Annotated in this window: 12 protein-coding genes; 7 read left to right on the plus strand and 5 right to left on the minus strand. The window is 67.0% G+C overall.

Annotation, left to right across the window (positions count from 1 at the left end):
• The first annotated feature begins 123 nt into the window (after positions 1–123).
• Positions 124–1,641: a glycoside hydrolase family 1 protein gene (locus tag AC50X6_RS08795; RefSeq protein WP_494965849.1), complete on the plus strand. Its 1,518-nt coding sequence runs from the start codon at positions 124–126 to the stop codon at positions 1,639–1,641.
• Positions 1,642–1,656: 15 nt separating this feature from the next.
• Here AC50X6_RS08795 and AC50X6_RS08800 read toward each other — a convergent pair whose 3' ends face one another.
• Positions 1,657–2,736, minus strand: coding sequence for an App1 family protein phosphatidate phosphatase (locus AC50X6_RS08800; protein ID WP_494965850.1), 1,080 nt, complete (start codon positions 2,734–2,736; stop codon positions 1,657–1,659).
• A 243-nt stretch (positions 2,737–2,979) separates the two neighbouring features.
• Between AC50X6_RS08800 and AC50X6_RS08805 the strand changes: the two genes are divergently transcribed.
• The 3 genes from AC50X6_RS08805 to AC50X6_RS08815 all read left to right on the plus strand — a co-directional run bounded on the left by AC50X6_RS08805 (position 2,980) and on the right by AC50X6_RS08815 (position 6,669).
• The gene (locus AC50X6_RS08805; protein ID WP_494965851.1) at positions 2,980–4,773 is read left to right on the plus strand and encodes a glycoside hydrolase family 15 protein; all 1,794 of its coding nucleotides are present in this window, start codon (positions 2,980–2,982) and stop codon (positions 4,771–4,773) included.
• Between the two features lie 432 nt (positions 4,774–5,205).
• Entirely contained in the window at positions 5,206–5,967 is a 762-nt protein-coding gene (locus AC50X6_RS08810; protein WP_494965852.1) for an SDR family oxidoreductase, read from the plus strand.
• 42 nt (positions 5,968–6,009) lie between these two features.
• Positions 6,010–6,669, plus strand: coding sequence for a Pr6Pr family membrane protein (locus AC50X6_RS08815; protein WP_494965853.1), 660 nt, complete (start codon positions 6,010–6,012; stop codon positions 6,667–6,669).
• On the opposite strand, the gene AC50X6_RS08820 is transcribed toward AC50X6_RS08815, so the two are convergent.
• A complete protein-coding gene (locus tag AC50X6_RS08820; RefSeq protein WP_494965854.1) occupies positions 6,666–7,076 on the minus strand; it encodes a sterol carrier family protein in 411 nt (136 codons plus the stop codon). The two genes, AC50X6_RS08815 and AC50X6_RS08820, sit on opposite strands and share 4 nt — an antisense overlap.
• 414 nt (positions 7,077–7,490) lie before the next feature.
• Between AC50X6_RS08820 and AC50X6_RS08825 the strand changes: the two genes are divergently transcribed.
• The 3 genes from AC50X6_RS08825 to AC50X6_RS08835 are packed head-to-tail and all read left to right on the plus strand — an operon-like array spanning position 7,491 to position 11,739.
• On the plus strand, positions 7,491–8,771 hold the full coding sequence (locus AC50X6_RS08825; RefSeq protein WP_494965855.1) for a glycosyltransferase: 1,281 nt from the start codon (positions 7,491–7,493) through the stop codon (positions 8,769–8,771).
• Positions 8,768–10,636 carry a right-handed parallel beta-helix repeat-containing protein gene (locus AC50X6_RS08830; protein WP_494965856.1) on the plus strand — a complete coding sequence of 623 codons (1,869 nt, stop codon included), beginning with the start codon at positions 8,768–8,770 and terminating at the stop codon, positions 10,634–10,636. Before AC50X6_RS08825 ends, AC50X6_RS08830 begins: the two co-directional genes overlap by 4 nt.
• Complete coding sequence (locus AC50X6_RS08835) at positions 10,633–11,739, plus strand: right-handed parallel beta-helix repeat-containing protein (RefSeq protein ID WP_494965857.1); 1,107 nt, start codon at positions 10,633–10,635, stop codon at positions 11,737–11,739. The genes AC50X6_RS08830 and AC50X6_RS08835 overlap by 4 nt, the downstream gene beginning before the upstream one ends.
• Positions 11,740–11,758: 19 nt before the next feature.
• Here AC50X6_RS08835 and AC50X6_RS08840 read toward each other — a convergent pair whose 3' ends face one another.
• The 3 genes from AC50X6_RS08840 to AC50X6_RS08850 form a co-directional block, all read right to left on the minus strand.
• Positions 11,759–12,949: a NosD domain-containing protein gene (locus tag AC50X6_RS08840; RefSeq protein ID WP_494965858.1), complete on the minus strand. Its 1,191-nt coding sequence runs from the start codon at positions 12,947–12,949 to the stop codon at positions 11,759–11,761.
• 140 nt (positions 12,950–13,089) lie between these two features.
• Positions 13,090–14,106, minus strand: a complete 1,017-nt coding sequence (locus AC50X6_RS08845; protein ID WP_494965859.1) for an asparaginase — start codon at positions 14,104–14,106, stop codon at positions 13,090–13,092.
• A 36-nt stretch (positions 14,107–14,142) separates the two neighbouring features.
• Positions 14,143–15,735, minus strand: coding sequence for a molybdopterin-dependent oxidoreductase (locus AC50X6_RS08850; RefSeq protein WP_494965860.1), 1,593 nt, complete (start codon positions 15,733–15,735; stop codon positions 14,143–14,145).
• Positions 15,736–15,922 lie beyond the last annotated feature (187 nt).

The raw sequence follows: 15,922 nt of genomic DNA on the forward strand, positions 1-15,922 counted from the left end.
CGCACCCGCTTCGCGGAAATATTAGCTGGGTCGGCGCGACGCTGCGCCCCGGGTCGTGGCGTGAGCCGCTGGCGAGGCCTAAAATCAGTCAACTGCCTGAAACTACATAAGGGACCCCCGCCGATGAATGCCTCCGCCAAGGACCTGGCCGCGCTGCTTCCGCCCCGCTTTACCCTGGGGGTGGCGACTGCCGCTTTCCAGATCGAAGGCGCACTGGACGAGGACGGACGCGGCCCCTCGGGGTGGGACGTCTTCGCGGCCAAGCCGGGCTCGATCGTGGACGATCACAGCCCCGCCGTCGCGTGCGACCACTACCACCGGATGCCCGAAGACGTGGCGTTGATGCGGGAACTCGGGATCGACTCGTACCGGTTCTCGCTGTCCTGGTCCCGCATCCAGCCCGGCGGCAGCGGCCCGGTCAATCACGCGGGCCTGGACTTCTATGACCGGTTGATAGACCTGCTGCTGGCCAGCGGGATCGCACCGATGGCCACGCTGTACCACTGGGATACGCCTCTCGAACTGGATGCGGCCGGCGGCTGGATGAACCGGGACACGGCCTATCGGCTGGGTGAATTCGCCGCCATCGCCGCGGACGCCTACGGAGACCGCGTGACGCGCTGGGTAACCGTCAACGAACCCGCCACCGTGAGCACCAATGGCTACATGCTCGGAATGCACTCACCGGGGGAAACCCTGATGCTCAGGGCGCTGCCGAGCGTTCACCACCAGTTGCTGGGCCACGGGCTGTCGCTGCAGGCGCTCCGGGCCGCCAATGTGCCGGGAGAAATCGGGATCACCAACGTCTATTCACCGATGGTGCCCGCCTCGATCAACCCGCTGGACAAAGTCAGTGCCGGCCTGATGGACATGGCCCAGAACCGGCTCTACGCGGACCCCGTCCTGCTCGGAAAGTACCCGGATAGCATCCGGATCGCCACGTTCTTCTCTTCGTTCAGCCCGTCCAGCGAGGACATGAAACTGATCTCGCAGCCGCTGGACTTCTACGGGCTGAACTACTACATGCCCACGCGCGTGGCGTCCGGCCCGGGCGAGGGTGCCGTTCCCGAGGGTATGGCCGCGGCGATGGGCGATGACCTGGGCGGCACGGCCCCCGGCTCCCCACTCCACATCGCGTCGTTCCCGGATACGGAAACCACCGCGTACGGCTGGCCGATCAAACCGGAATACATGGCCGTTGCCCTGTCCGAAATGGCCGAGCGCTACCCGGACCTGCCGCCGGTCTTCATCACCGAGGGCGGGGCGAGCTTTAGGGACCTCGAGATCCGGGACACGGACGGCCGGCTCATCATCCCGGACGAGCGGCGCGTGAACTTTCTGGCCGACCACATTGGCAGCGCCATCGAAGCGACGTCGCCCGGCGGCCCCGCCGAGTCGATCGATCTGCGCGGCTACTATGTATGGTCCCTGATGGACAACTTCGAATGGTCCGGGGGCTACAAGCAGCAGTTCGGCCTGCTGCACGTGGACCGTGAAACGCTTGACCGCACACCGAAGGCCTCCTACTACTGGCTCCAGGAGCTGCTCTCAGCGCGGCGCGGGGATGCCGTCCCGGAGGCTCCCGACGCCGGTGTCGCTGCGGAGGCGTCCGACGTCGACCGCTCCCGTGCGGTGGGCTAGTAACGACCGGCTGGGCTAGCGGGGCGGCTGCAGCAGCTCGAGGTCCTGGAGGCCCTTCGCCAGGCCTGCGCCGTCGGGGGAGTAGATCCATGGCACGGTGGAACCGGTGTGGTCGCCGGAATCCGTGTGGCCGCCGGCCAGCACGGCTTCGCCGGCGGAGAGCTGGCGGATGCCGATGGCGGCCACGCGGTCCGCGTGCTGCCGGGCGAAGTCGGAGTAGATGGCCTCGTCATGCTGGCCATTGTCGCCGAACAGCAGCCAGCGCATGTTCGGGAACTGCTCGGCCAGCAGGTCCAGGTTCCGCCGCTTGTGCTCCTGCCCGCTGCGGAACCAGCGGTCTTGGGTCAGGCCCCAGTCGGTGAGCAGCAGCGAGCCGGCGGGGTACATGTTGCGGCTCAGGAAACGCGCGAGCGTCGGCGCCGCGTTCCAGGGTCCGGTGGAAACATAGATCACCGGCGCGTCCGGGTATTCCACCGTCAGCCGGTCCATCAGCACGGCCATGCCCGGCGTCGCCATCCGGGCCCGCTCGTTCAGGACAAAGGTGTTCCACAGTGCCAGGAAAGGTCGCGGGACGGCAGTGAGCATGATTGTGTCATCGATGTCAGACACTATGCCCAGCCTGGTATCGGCGGAAACGACGTAGATTCTGGCTTTCACCGGCTCGGTTCCCTCGGCCCGCAAAACGGCGGTGTGCCACCCAGGACTGAGGGACACCCTGACCACCGTGTCCACTATGCCGCCGCGGTCCGCGTCTACCCGGGCGGTGACGCCGCCGATTTCGATCACCACCTCGGTGAACTGGAGCGGCACACTAGTGAAAGCCCGCCAGCCGCGGATGTTCTGGTTGCCGTTCTGGGCTGCATGTTCCGCCCGGCTCCCGGGGGCCAGCCTGGTGGTGAGGACCACGCGGCCGAGTACGCGGACCCATTCGGTGGATCCGTACCCCTGGTACGCGATGGTCTGCGGGATGAAGTTCCAGCGCCGGGCTGCCTTCAGGCGGAGGGCGTTGACCGCGTCCGCGACCGAGTGGGCCAGCCGGAACGCACGGTTGCCGGACACCGGCTGCTGCTGGGGGGACTGCGACGCCAATTTCATGCCTCCACTCTCCCACAGAGATGCGGCGGCCCGGGTACCGCGGCTGCGCGGACCGGCCGCCGCCTCATGCTGGCGACGGCGCCGACGTAGCGCTTCCTGTGAGGCGTCCGCAGCCTACCGGCGCTCGCCTCTGCCGGCTTTCCGGGATGGCGGGGACACCACTCGATCGTCCTTTCACCGCGGATGGCAGGAGGAGGCACAGGATCCTAGGCCCGGTGAGGGGTGTGTGGCACTGTAAGTGCCATGGCCCGCATCGAGGATTATGCAATGGTCGGCGATACCCACACCGCCGCCCTGATTAGCACCGAAGGTTCCATCGACTGGCTATGCCTGCCGCGTTTTGACTCGCCGGCCTGCTTCAGCGCCCTGCTGGATACGCCCAGGGCGGGCCGCTGGCTGCTGGCGCCGGAAGGCGGTGGCGAATGCACACGGCGGCATTACCGCAAGGGCACGCTCATCCTGGAAACCGAATGGGAGACGCCCACCGGCAAGGTCAGGATCATCGACTTCATGCCGCCCCGCGACGGAGCCGCGGACCTTGTGCGGATTGTGGTGGGGGTCCGCGGCTCGGTCCGGATACGGGGCGAGCTGGCCCTGCGCTTCGACTACGGCCACATCGTTCCCTGGGTCCGCCACGACGAGAACGGGATCCACGCTGTTGCCGGGCCGGACGCCGCCTACCTCGTGACGAAGGCGCCCCTGCGGGGCGAGCGCCTGCAGACAATCAGCGAATTCACCATCAGGGCAGGGGAGCGCGTGCCGTTCGTGCTGACCTGGACACCGAGCCACCTGTACCGCCCGCGTGCCGTAGACCCGGAAGCAGTCCTCGCGGCCACCGAGAAGTTCTGGCAGCACTGGTCCGCAAAGTGCAAGATCACGGGCCCCTACCGCGAAGCGGTCCAGCGCTCACTGATCACGTTGAAGGCGTTGACCTTCGCGCCCACCGGCGGGATTGTGGCGGCTATAACCACGTCCCTGCCGGAGGAGCTGGGCGGCACCCGGAACTGGGACTACCGCTTCTGCTGGCTCCGTGACGCCACGCTGACGCTCCAGGCGCTGCTGGCCGCGGGCTACACCGAAGAGGCCGCCTCCTGGCGGGACTGGCTGCTGCGGGCGGTGGCGGGGGACCCCGCTGACCTGCAAATTATGTATGGCCTCCACGGTGAGCGCCGGCTGCCGGAGCTGGAACTGCCCTGGCTGCAGGGCTACGAGAAGTCCGCTCCGGTCAGGACGGGCAACGGTGCCGCGGGGCAGTTCCAACTGGATGTCTGGGGTGAAGTGCTGGACTGTCTGTCGCTGACCCGGAATTCGCTCCTGGCGAGCACGGATGAATCCTGGGACGTCCAAGTGGCGCTGATGGAGCATCTCGAGACCGTGTGGAGCCGGCCGGACAACGGGCTGTGGGAGATGCGCGGACCGCGGCGGCACTTCACCCACTCCAAGGTGATGGCGTGGGTAGCGGCCGACCGCATGGTCAAGGGCGTCCGGGACTTCGGCCTGACCGGCCCGGCGGACCGTTGGGAGGACCTCCGCGATACCATCCATGCCGAGGTCATGGCCAAAGGGTTCGACGCCGAACGGAACACCTTCGTACAGGCCTACGGCGGGCCGGAGCTCGATGCGAGCCTGCTGCTGATCCCGCGGGTGGGCTTCCTTCCGCCGGATGATCCCCGCGTCATCGGGACCATCGACGCGATCCAGCGCGAACTCACCCACGACGGCTTCCTGCTGCGCTACCGACCGGCAGAAAGCAACGACGGGCTGCCTGGCGAGGAGGGAGTGTTCCTCGCCTGTTCGTTTTGGCTGGTGGAAGCGCTGCTGGGCGTGGGCCGGCATCACGAGGCCAGGGAACTGTTCGAACGGCTACTGGCGCTGCGCAACGACGTAGGGCTCCTGAGCGAGGAGTGGAGTGTCGAGGACGGGCGGCAGCTGGGCAACATGCCGCAGGCGTTCAGTCACTTCGCGCTGGTGCTGAGCGCCATGGAGCTCCATGACGACGGCTTCCACCGCAGTGACATCCCGCTCCTGGGCAGCTGACCTGGCTGTTGGCGTTTCCGGCCAGCGGCGTACTACCACCATCACCGTCTGGTGGCTTTGGTGATTTTGGCTATCCGAAGAGGCATATGGCGAGTTTTCCGCAGAGCGGCCATGAGTCGGGGCGGGTGCCGCGGCTCGCCATCGATGTGTCGTCCAGGTTTGCCACCACGTCCGGGGACAGCCGCCGGACGCAGCCCGACGTTCCAGCCCAGTTACTCGGCTCCGGAACCCGTTTCCGAAAAAAGAAACCTCGGGATCCCGCGGCATTCCACGGGTGCCGGCTGGCGCGCGTGGAAGTAACTGGGCGGGAGCGTCGTGCCGGCACCGCGGAGTTTGCGCGGAACACTGCCGCGGGCCGTCATCTCGGCATACGCTGGCGAGGCACCCACCCATCCGAACCAGCCGCCCGGCACACCGCCACAGGAGACCGCCATGACACCCCACCATCAGCTCGGCCCGGTCGCCGTCGTCACCGGGGCCGGTTCCGGGATCGGCAGGGCGGTGGCCCGGCTCATGCTGGCCGAAGGCTACCGGGTGGCGCTGGCCGGCCGCCGCGGGGAACAGTTGCTCGAGACCGCCGCGGGCCATGCGCAGGCCCTGGCAGTTCCGTGCGACGTCACGGTGCCCGACGACGTCGAGCGGCTGTTTACCGCCGCGCTCCAGCGCTGGGGCAGGGTGGATGTGCTGTTCAACAACGCCGGCGTGTTCGGCCCCTCCGCCGCGGTGGACGAAATCAGCCTCGCGGACTGGGACGCGACCGTGGCCGTGAACCTGACCGGGTCCATGCTGTGCGCCGGGGCCGCGGTCCGGGCCATGAAGGCGCAGTCGCCGCGGGGCGGCAGGATCATCAACAACGGCTCGATCGCCGCGCACTCGCCCCGGCCGCGGACGGTCGCCTACACGGTCACGAAACACGCCATGACCGGGCTGACCAAGAGCATCGAGCTGGACGGCCGCGGCTTCGGCATCACCTGCGGGCAGATCGACATCGGTAACACCGCCACCGGACTGCTCGAGACCATCGGCGTCGGGGACGGGGCGCTCCAGGCAGATGGCGGCCGCCAAGTGGAGCCGACGTTCCCGGTCGCGGACGCCGCCCGTGCTGTGCTGTTGATGGCCGGAATGCCGCCCTCCGCGACCGTGGGATCCGTGCTGATCACGGCGGCCGGGATGCCGTTCATCGGGCGCGGTTAGCTGAACGGTCTTCCGCGGCGTGCCATCGCTTAGGGTTAGGTCATGACGGCTAATAAGGGGCTCGCGCTTTTCCGCGGATGGTTCGCGTTACTTGGCATGGTGGCAGTGGTTTATCAGCTGATATTCCTGAAGATGAATGTCTCCGGTTCCTCAGCGTGGAACTACTTCAGCTACTTCACCATCGAGTCCAATGTCATTGCCTTCGTGACGCTGGCCCTGGCGGGCTGGTATGCGTGGAGGGGGGCGAGCCCCCGATGGCTGGAACTTCTCCGTGGTGCGGCCATGGTTTACATGACTATCACGGGGATTGTTTACTCCCTGCTGCTGAGCGACGTAGAAGTCAATACGCCAATTCCCTGGGTGAATGTTGTCCTGCACTTCACGATTCCCACGGTGATGGTGATCGACTGGCTTGTGGACCTGCCCAGAATCCGGGTCTCGCTGCGTGAATCCCTGATCTGGCTGGCGTTTCCGCTGCTGTATCTGGTGTACAGCCTGCTGCGCGGGCCGATCGTTAACTGGTACCCGTACCCGTTCCTGGACCCTCGGGACAACGGCTACGCGTCCGTGGTGGTCATGTCGGTCCTGATCGGGATCGGATCCTTTGTCTTTGTTGCCATCGCCGCCTGGTCCTCGCGTTTGCAGAACGCCGTCCCGCACCCGGCGTCGGCGAGTCCCTCGAGCCTGGACCGGGCGGTTTAGAGCGGCAGCAGTCCGGACAGGTCGGCGCGCAGTCCCGAGGCCGCCACCTTGCCGGCGGTGACGGCGTCGGCCCAGCTCAGTTGTCCGCTGGCCATCGCCAGCCAGGTGGCGGCGTCGCACTCGATGACGTTGGGTGGGGTGCCGCGGGTGTGGCGGGGTCCCGCCACGCACTGCGTCACGCCGAAGGGCGGAACCCGGACCTCCACCGAGTTGCCGGGCGCCCGGGCGGTGACTTCCTCCAGGGAGTAGCGCACCGCCGTCGCGAGCGTGCTGCGCGGGAGGGGGGCGGCCGCTTCGGCGACTGCGCCGGTTCCCGTGGAGCCCGACGCCGGGGAGTTGGCTTTAAGCCACGCGTCCAGTGCAGCGCGGCCCTCGTCTAGAGCTATCCGCCGTCTTTGAACAACCACAAATCTTCCCTCCCGGCTATTGGCAATAGCCGCCACCGGCGGCATATTCCACCCTACGTCACCCGGCAATTCATCGGATGTTAATGAACTGAACGGCTTTCTGTCCTCAACATACGAAGCTGAGTATTTCGGCCCGAAGCGGGCGAGTAATGCGGGACCTGAATACAAGTGGAATCCGGCATTAATCACGTAGTCGATTTGCTAGCGTGGCTCGCTTTCGGACGGCCATGCTCGAAGTACAGCTCGCCGAAGAGACGGCAGCATTTGACGGCGCGGACGGCACCAGAAGGTGGATCGTGGAGCGCGGCACCGGATATCCAGCCGGGAATAATGGCAGTAATGGATCGAACGACATGGGGGATCACTCGCCTTTTACGTCCCATTTCTCGTTGGCACAGCAGTGAAGGTCCGATTATGCGTACTTTCGACATTTCGCAGAACTCCGCCCAAACGACATTCGACTGGTCCACTCTCAGCGACTTCTACGCCGAGGCGTCACCCTACTTCCCGGTTGCAATCGCCGGCGCCATTGTCTGGGGCCTCTGGCTCTACCGGTTCATTCTCTCGCACCGGGCGCGGCCAATTGTGTCGGATTTCCAGGCCGCCACCTCGGTGATCGTCCCGTCATTCCATGAGGATCCCGACATTCTTATGAGCGCGCTGGAGTCCTGGCGGCAGCAGCGGCCAAACGAGATCATCATTGTGCTTGACGTCGAGGATCTGGCGGCCTACGGTCGCATCACCGCGCTGGGGGACAAGACCATCCGGCCCGTCCTTTTCCACCACGTGGGCAAACGCTCGGCGCTCGGCGCCGGCGTGAGGCTGGCGAAATACGACATCCTGGTGCTCACCGATTCTGATACCTGGTGGAAACCAGGCCTGCTCAGGAACGTGCTGATGCCGTTCGCGGATCCGCGGGTTGGCGCCGTCGGAACGCACCAGAATGTCTACCAGCGGGACACCAGTATCTGGAGGCGCGTCGCGGACTGGATGGTGAACCTCCGGTACCTCGACTATGTGCCGGCCATGGGCCGTGCCGGGGCGGTGCCGTGCATCTCGGGGCGCACGGCGGTCTACCGGCGCGAAGCCGTTCTCCTGGTGCTGGAGCATCTGGAGAACGAGTACTTCATGGGACGGCGCTGCATCTCCGGAGACGACGGCCGCCTGACCTGGCTGGTTCTTGCCTCCGGCTACAAGACAGTCCACCAGTCCACCGCCCAGGCGTTGTCCATGTTCCCCGCCAGCTTCGGGGCATTCGTCAAGCAGCGGATCCGCTGGAGCCGGAACTCGTACCGCTGCTACCTGACGGCAATCGCCATGGGCTGGCTGTGGAAGGTCCCTTTCGTGACCAAGGTGACAGTGCTGCAGATCCTGCTGACCCCGGTCACCATGGGCCTGACACTCTTCTACCTCATCTTCAACAGGCTGGATCCGACCCCCCTCGGGTTCGCCGCAGCCGCGTGCTGGCTCCTCGTGGGCCGGGGTATCCGGGGCATCTCCCACCTGCGCCGGCATCCCAAGGATCTGCTGATCCTCCCTGTTGTGGCCCTGACCGTCATCCTCGTGGCCCTGCCGATCAAGGTGTATGCCTTCGTGACCATGAACAAGCAGGGCTGGCTCACCCGGCACGCCGACCAGACCGGCGGCGACGGCCAGGACGCCCAGAGCCTGCTGCCACGGGAGACCACGACATGAGGCTGACACGGCAGCCGGTGCTCGCCATCCTCGCGGTGCTTCTCCTGGCCGCGTCCGGCACCCTCATCCTCCAGGCCAACAACCTCTGGAACGGAGGCCCTCCGGACCCGGCGGGCCGCAACGAAATTGCGGCCAACGGCAATGTCCAGGGCGAGATCTACCCGGGCGATCCGGGCCGCGAACCGCAGCTGGTGGAGCGGGAATCAGAACGGCTCATCTACGTGCGGACGGTGGCCTCGGCGGCCCGGTGGCGGGTGGACGGGCTGGAAGGTGCCTACCGGCTCCGCACCGGTTCCGTTTACACCCTGGTGCTGCCGGCCCGGGCCGAGCCGTACACGGTGGCGGACCTCGGCCTGCTCACCCCCAGAGGATTCGCCCGCCAGGGGGACGGCGAGTATGTGCTGTCCGAAAACATCGTGGTGCTCCCCGGCGCGAACCTGTCGCTGCTGGCGCCCGCCGGCCCGGAAGGCCTCGACATCCGGCTGGAAAGCAACCGGGATAACTTCGTGTCCATCGTTGCCCTGGGCGGTTCACTCACCGTGGCCGGCTCGGACACGGCGGACGTCCGGCTCACCAGCTGGGACAGCACGGAGCAGGCGGTGGACACGAGCACGGCCGACGGACGCGCCTACGTCCGCGTCCTCGGCGGGCACGCCTCCCTGGCCCGCGCCCACATCTCCAATCTTGGTTTCTGGAGCGGCAATACCGGAGGCTTGTCGCTGACCGGAACGGACGACGTCGGGACGTTCCGGGGAGGTCCATCCGCCCCGCCGTCCGCCACCGAAGCCGAAGCCGACGCCGGCGGCGCGCGGGTGTTGCCGGAGGAGGCGCTGGCCGGCTGGGCGGCCAAAACGGAGCAGAACTACAGCCTGGTGACCGCGGGCATCGACGATGTGACCCTCGACGGCAACGCATTTGGCCTGTTCGTCTCGAACGCCCGGGACCTCGTCATTGAGGACACCGCCATCCGGGGGAGCCTGGTGGACGGCCTTGTCCTCCACCGGGCCGTGACCGACGCGGAGATCAGCAGGACAACATCTTCGGACAACGCAGTGGACGGGTTCACGGTGGGCAGCTCCACCACCCGGATCCTGCTCCAGGAAGTCACGGCGGAACGCAACGGACGCAACGGCATCTCGCTGGACGGGCGTCCGCTCGCGGACGGGCCCAACGCTGTCGGAACGGCCGTGCACTCCTACGGCGGAAACCGGGTTACCGAAAGCACTGTGGCCGGCAACGTCAGGTACGGGCTGGAGCTGAGCGGCGGCAGTAACCTGGACATAGAAAACAACGTCGTCGCGGACAACGAGGTGGGTGTGGTGGTCAACCACGGTGCCACGGGCGTGGGCATCAGCCGGAACGAGTTCAGGAACCAGTTGCTCCAGGCGATCGCCATCCGGGACGCGGACGCCTCAGCCGCGGTGTACCGGAATACGATCGCCGGAGGGGACACCGGAATCTATATCCGGGACGCGAAGGCCGACATCACCGCCAACACCCTGAGCTCCATCTCGAACCACGGCATCACGCTGGTGGGCGAGGTGGGAGGCACCCACGTGGCGGGCAACACTGTGGGCGGGGAGGGAAGCACCGCCATCTGGGCTGAGCACTCCACGGGTGCCACCTTCGCGGAAAACAACCTGCTCAGCTGGGCGCCCGCCTACACCGTGGAGCGGGTCATGGGCTCCGTCTTCCAGCCGCTCACCCTCGTCTGGTTCCTGCTTGGAGGCCTACTCCTGGCCACGGCGCTGATGAGGCGGAAGAAGCCGGCGCGGATCCGCAGTCCCTACGCGGACCGGGTGCCACTGACCTCCCTCAGTAAGGGATTCGTGGTCCCCGAGGACGTCGCAGGACTCCGCCCATGAGCGCGGCCAAGGTGGCCGGCCGGCGGTGGATTCCAGTGTTGGCCGCGCTCATCATACTGGCCATCGGGGCGGTGTTCTGGGCGGCCCTGAGTAACACCTGGGGCTCCACGGGCGGGACGGGCGGTGGCGGTGGCGGTGCCGGTGCCGGTTCCGACGGCGGCGGCGGTGCCGGCGGCGGCACCCCGGGGGCGTCGCCCTCCGCCGCGCCGGCAGGTGACTGCCCGCAGGCCACCGTCAGCGTCGCCAGCGCGACGGAACTGCAGGCTGCGCTCACGAATCCGGCTCCCGGAACCGTCATCGGCCTCGCCGGGGGCGTCTATCCGGGCAACTTCACGGCCACCGGCAACGGGACCCCGGAACGGCCGATCACCGTCTGCGGAACGCGTGGCAGCATCCTGGACGGCGGCCAGATCGACGACGGCTACGTCTTCCATCTGAACCAGGCGTCCCACTGGGTCCTCCAGGGGTTTACGGTTCGCAACGGCCAGAAAGGCATGATGGTCGATGAAACGACGCGCTCGGTGCTGCGCGGACTGTCCGTCAGCAACACCGGGGACGAGGCAATCCATCTGCGGAAATTCAGCACCGACAACAAGGTCCTGGACAATTCGATCAAGGACACCGGGCTGCGCAAACCGAAGTTTGGCGAAGGCGTCTATATCGGGACGGCGGAAAGCAATTGGTGCGACATCAGCAATTGCGAGCCGGACAAGAGCGACCGCAACGAAGTGGCCGGCAACGATATTTCCGGCACCTCGGCGGAATGCATCGATGTCAAGGAAGGAACGTCCGGCGGCGTCGTCCGCGACAACCGCTTTGACGGCTCCGCGATTGTCGGCGCCGACTCCTGGGTCGACGTCAAGGGCAACGGCTGGACCGTAGAAAACAACTCCGGGCGGAATTCGCCCCTGGACGGGTTTCAAACCCATGAAATTCTCGATGGCTGGGGAACCGGGAACGTCTTTAGGAACAACAGGGCCGATGTGAATGGTCCCGGTTTCGGGTTCTCGCTGACTCCGGTGCGCGGCAACATTGTCGAGTGCAGCAACAGCGCCTCGCAAGCAGGAAAGGGCCTCTCCAACGAGCCCTGCAAGTCCGTCTAGGGGTTGCGCTGAGGCCTGTTCAGGGTGAGCACGGGATGTTCGACAGGCCCCGTCCGGCGGCGCTGTCCTTGCAGCGGACGATATTGCCGAGGTCGCGGGACTGGATCCACACCTCGTAGCCGGGCACACCTCCCAGGACGGTGTTTGCGGAGAACACATTGTTCCGGCCCCAGCCGGTCAGGACGCTGTGAACCTGCAGGGCATCGAGCTTGGTGGTGGACCCGGAATTGCCCGTCACCGCGTAGCCGTTTCCCTTGACGTCCACCCAGGAATCGGCGGAGTTGGCCCCGGAGGTACCGGCATCGGAGAACGTGTTCCCGGTGACGGTGCCTCCGGTGGTTCCTTCCTTGATGTCGATCCCTTCAGCGGAAGTCCGGGAGATGCGGTTGTTCCTGATCAGGACCCGGTCCGAGCGGTCCGGCTCCGACGCCGAGCCCATCACTTTGGCCCAGTTGCTCTTCGCGCTGCCTACGTAGATGCCTTCGCCGAATCCCGGCTGTGCCAGGCCGGTGTCGTGGATCGCCGAATCCAGGATGGCGCCGTCGCTGCTGCCGGCGCGGAAGTGCACGGCCTCGTCGCCGATATTTCCGACGTCGAGGTTGCTCAGGACGGTGTGTGTCGAGCCGTCGAGGACGATTCCCTTGGCCGAGGTCGTGACGGAAAGGCCCGTGACGCGCCAATGGCTGCCCGTGATGTGCAGCCCGTAGCCGGAACCCGTTGAGCCGGAGCTGAGGACCGCCGCGCGGGAACCGGACAGCGTGACGGGGGCTTCGGGCGTGCCCGACGCAGCGGCGACGAACTTCCCCAGATACCGGCCGTCGTTCAGCTGGATGGTCTGCCCTGGCCGGGCCGCCGCCAGTGCCGCGGTCAGTTCATCGGCGGTGGACACGGTCACCGTGCCGCCTGGGGCGGGGGCCGGTGCCGGCGCCGGCACCGGAGGTGCCGTTGCCGCAGCCCGCGTCGGAGGGCCCACCGACGCCGTCGGGCCGCCGTCGGACGGTGCGGGGGCTTCGGGCGCCGACGTCCGGGGTTCGGCCGCCGTGGCGGGGGAGGTCCGGGCTGAAAGAACCGTGACGGGGTAGAGCTGGGCGGAGGGAATGGCGCCGAGGGCCAGCACCGTCACGCCGGTGGCAAGGAGGGGCAAGAGCTGCAGCGCGCGGAGCCGCAGCGCAGAGGGCCGCAGCGCAGAGGGCTGATCGGCATTCACCATGCTGCTCCGTCCGGTAGCAGGGTCTCCGTGGCAGGTCCCGCTGCCAGGGGTCGAAGGTTCCAACCACGGCATACCGGGGCCGGAACTATCCAGACTGCCTGATCCCGGTCCATGAGTCCAGCACTGGCCGGACCGTGACGCTAATCCAGCAGTGCCGAGACGGCGCGGCCGAGCCGGATTTTGCCCACCGGCCGGCCGCCGCCCAGCACGGGGTCGACGACCTTTTCCAGCACGCTTGCCACCTCGGGGATATCGACGGCGCCGGCAGCCGCGAGCAGGGTCAGCCCCACCAGCGTCGTCGCCCGGATGTTGCCGTCGAGGATCTTGACGGCAACGGACGCCCCGGTGGGGGTCGCCATCACTAGCACGCCCTCGGCGCCGATCTTCGCGAGGACGCCGAGGTCATCCATGACGATTGTGTTACATCCGCCCTTGCCCTGCACAGCCCACGGGTAGTCCAGCATTGAGGTGGCGATCGTGGCGGCGCGCGCATTGGAGTTCTTGTCCCCTGGGGCCTTGGCCAGTTTTGAGAAGGCACGGGCCAGCCCGGTCAGCGAGACGGCAGCGACGGGGGCGCCGCAGCCGTCGATGCCGAGGTGTGCGATACTTTCGCCGCAATACTCCTCGATGACCGAGCGGATGCTCTGCTGCAGCGGGTGGTTGGGTTCGAGGTAGCTGTGCGTATCCCAGCCGTTTTCGGTGCAGGCCCACAGGAAGGCGGCGTGCTTGCCGGAGCAGTTGAAGGCGAGCCTGGATTTGCCGCGCCCGGAACGGACCAACCAGTTCCGGGCGGTCTCGTCCTCAGGCCAGGCCGCGGGGCACTGCAGCTGCTCTTCCTTGACACCGGCGGCCTTGAGCATGCCCTCGACGACGTCCATATGGTCCAGCGAGCCGACGTGGCTGCCGCAGGCGATCGCCACCTGGGCGCCGCGCAGGGGGACGCCGGACTGCATCGAGGCGAGGGCCTGCAGCGGCTTGAGCGTGGACCTGGCGTAGATGGGGGTGGCGATGTCGCCAAGTTCGGTGACCACAGTGCCGTCGCCGGCTAGAACCACGGCGGAGCCGATATGGCGGGATTCGACGAAACCGCTGCGTTCTACCACTGCCAGTTCGACGGCGGACTCGACGGTGAAGGTGGCACGCGAATTCAGGGGCATGCAGCAAGTCTATGGTGCACTGCGGGGATACCCCGGCTATTCCACGGTCACCATGACGGACTGCCAGCCGGACGCGCCGTCGGGCACCGGATCCGCCCGCTTCTCCGTTTGCACTTCGCCGGTTGCATCGGTGGCGCGCGCCTTGATGTAGTGCGGGCCAGGGGTGGCTTCCCAGTCGAAGGACCACTGCCGCCAGGTGATGACGGAGGCCTCCGCGGAGAGTACAGCCTCGGTCCAGGGCCCGCCGTCGATCTGCACCTCGACCTTGGTGATCCCCCGGGTCTGGGCCCAGGCGGTGCCGCCAATGGCGACCTTACCGGCCGGGACCTTGGCGAAGGATTTTGGCACTTCCACCCGCGCCATGGTCTTGATCGGGCCGCGCTCGGACCAGCCGCGCTGCGTCCAGTAGGCCTTGCTGTCGGCAAAACGGGTGACTTCCAGGTCCACCACCCATTTGGTGGCGGAGACGAAGCCGTACAGCCCCGGGACCACCATCCGCACCGGGTAGCCGTGTTCGAGCGGCAGGGCCTCCCCGTTCATGCCGATTGCCAGCATCGCATCGCGGTCGTCCTGGAGCACCTCCAGCGGGGTGGAGGCGCTGAAGCCATCAATGGAGGTGGAAAGCACCATGTCGGCGCCGTCCTTGGGGCGCGCCATCTTGAGTACCTCGCGGATGGGCATGCCCAGCCATTTGGCGTTGCCGGCCAGGTTCCCGCCAACCGGGTTGGAGACGCAGGTCAGGCTGACGTGGGATTCGATCAGCTTTGCGTCCAGCAGGTCCTGGAAGCTGAGCCGGATTTCCTGCTCCACGAGGCCGTGGACGCGCAGTTCCCAGTCCCGGGCATTGATTTCGGGCACGCTCAGGGCGGTGTCGATCCGGTAGAAGTCTTTGTTGGGTGTGAGCCAGGGCGTGACGCCGGGTGCCGAGGACTGGACGCCGTCAGGCACGGGCGCGGCCGCGATCGCCGGGGCCGGAAGTTGCAGGGACTCGCGGGCCTGGGCCACATTGCTGCGGGCCGCGCTGAGCAGGCGTCCGCCGGTCGCGGCGATAGCTGATGCCGCGGCGGTGATTCCGGTCGCGGCGAAGAAGGCGCGGCGGCTGGTGGCGGGCCGGTCGGGTTCTTTGGCGGCAAGGCCGGCTTCCATGTCCGGCCACTGCCGCATCCGCCATAGCCGCGAGATCAGGAGCCGGAGCACTATCAGCCCGGCCACGGTGCCGATCAGCGAGGGGATCGCGTCCAGCGGCCGGACGCTGGCGCGCGTCACGACGCTGGCAGCGATGACGGCTCCCATGACGAGCACACCCGCGACACCGAGCGCCCACTTGCGGTAGGCCACCATGCCCAGCACGCAGGAGAGCAGCAGGATGGTCACCGCCATGCCGGCGAAGAGCGCGGCCTTGTCGTTGGTGCCGAAGGTGGCGATGGCGAAATCCTTCATCCACGACGGCGTGAAGTCGATAAAGGTCGAGCCGAGGGCGATCAGCGGGGTCGCCCGGGCCGTGAAGAAAGCGCCGATAAGTTCCGCAACGGAGAGGACAACGGCGGCCGCGGCCACGCCGGCCAGCGCGGCCAGCGCAGTGGGACCGGCAAGCCTATTCACGGGCTTCTGCGTGCGGTGCTTCTTCATACAGGGACTTCGTAACGGCCCGCCCCGCGGATTGTCCCCCCGTCCGCGGGACATGTCCATTCTTCGTGCCCGGGGGGTGGGCATGGTGGCATTGTGGCCGGTGCCGGCGGCCAGGGCTGGTGTCGTTTTCCGAAGTCATCTGCGCGAATGGCCAAAGTCGTCTGCACGGTCCACTACATGTCCGTAT

Source organism: Pseudarthrobacter sp. HLT1-7, assembly GCF_059383435.1.

What these genes read in the sequence shown, in the direction of transcription:
- AC50X6_RS08795 (WP_494965849.1), top strand. Translation starts at nt 124, where the DNA reads ATGAATGCCTCCGCCAAGGACCTGGCCGCGCTGCTTCCGCCCCGCTTT.
- AC50X6_RS08800 (WP_494965850.1), bottom strand. Translation starts at nt 2,736, where the DNA reads ATGAAATTGGCGTCGCAGTCCCCCCAGCAGCAGCCGGTGTCCGGCAAC.
- AC50X6_RS08805 (WP_494965851.1), top strand. Translation starts at nt 2,980, where the DNA reads ATGGCCCGCATCGAGGATTATGCAATGGTCGGCGATACCCACACCGCC.
- AC50X6_RS08810 (WP_494965852.1), top strand. Translation starts at nt 5,206, where the DNA reads ATGACACCCCACCATCAGCTCGGCCCGGTCGCCGTCGTCACCGGGGCC.
- AC50X6_RS08815 (WP_494965853.1), top strand. Translation starts at nt 6,010, where the DNA reads ATGACGGCTAATAAGGGGCTCGCGCTTTTCCGCGGATGGTTCGCGTTA.
- AC50X6_RS08825 (WP_494965855.1), top strand. Translation starts at nt 7,491, where the DNA reads ATGCGTACTTTCGACATTTCGCAGAACTCCGCCCAAACGACATTCGAC.
- AC50X6_RS08830 (WP_494965856.1), top strand. Translation starts at nt 8,768, where the DNA reads ATGAGGCTGACACGGCAGCCGGTGCTCGCCATCCTCGCGGTGCTTCTC.
- AC50X6_RS08835 (WP_494965857.1), top strand. Translation starts at nt 10,633, where the DNA reads ATGAGCGCGGCCAAGGTGGCCGGCCGGCGGTGGATTCCAGTGTTGGCC.
- AC50X6_RS08840 (WP_494965858.1), bottom strand. Translation starts at nt 12,949, where the DNA reads ATGGTGAATGCCGATCAGCCCTCTGCGCTGCGGCCCTCTGCGCTGCGG.
- AC50X6_RS08845 (WP_494965859.1), bottom strand. Translation starts at nt 14,106, where the DNA reads ATGCCCCTGAATTCGCGTGCCACCTTCACCGTCGAGTCCGCCGTCGAA.
- AC50X6_RS08850 (WP_494965860.1), bottom strand. Translation starts at nt 15,735, where the DNA reads ATGAAGAAGCACCGCACGCAGAAGCCCGTGAATAGGCTTGCCGGTCCC.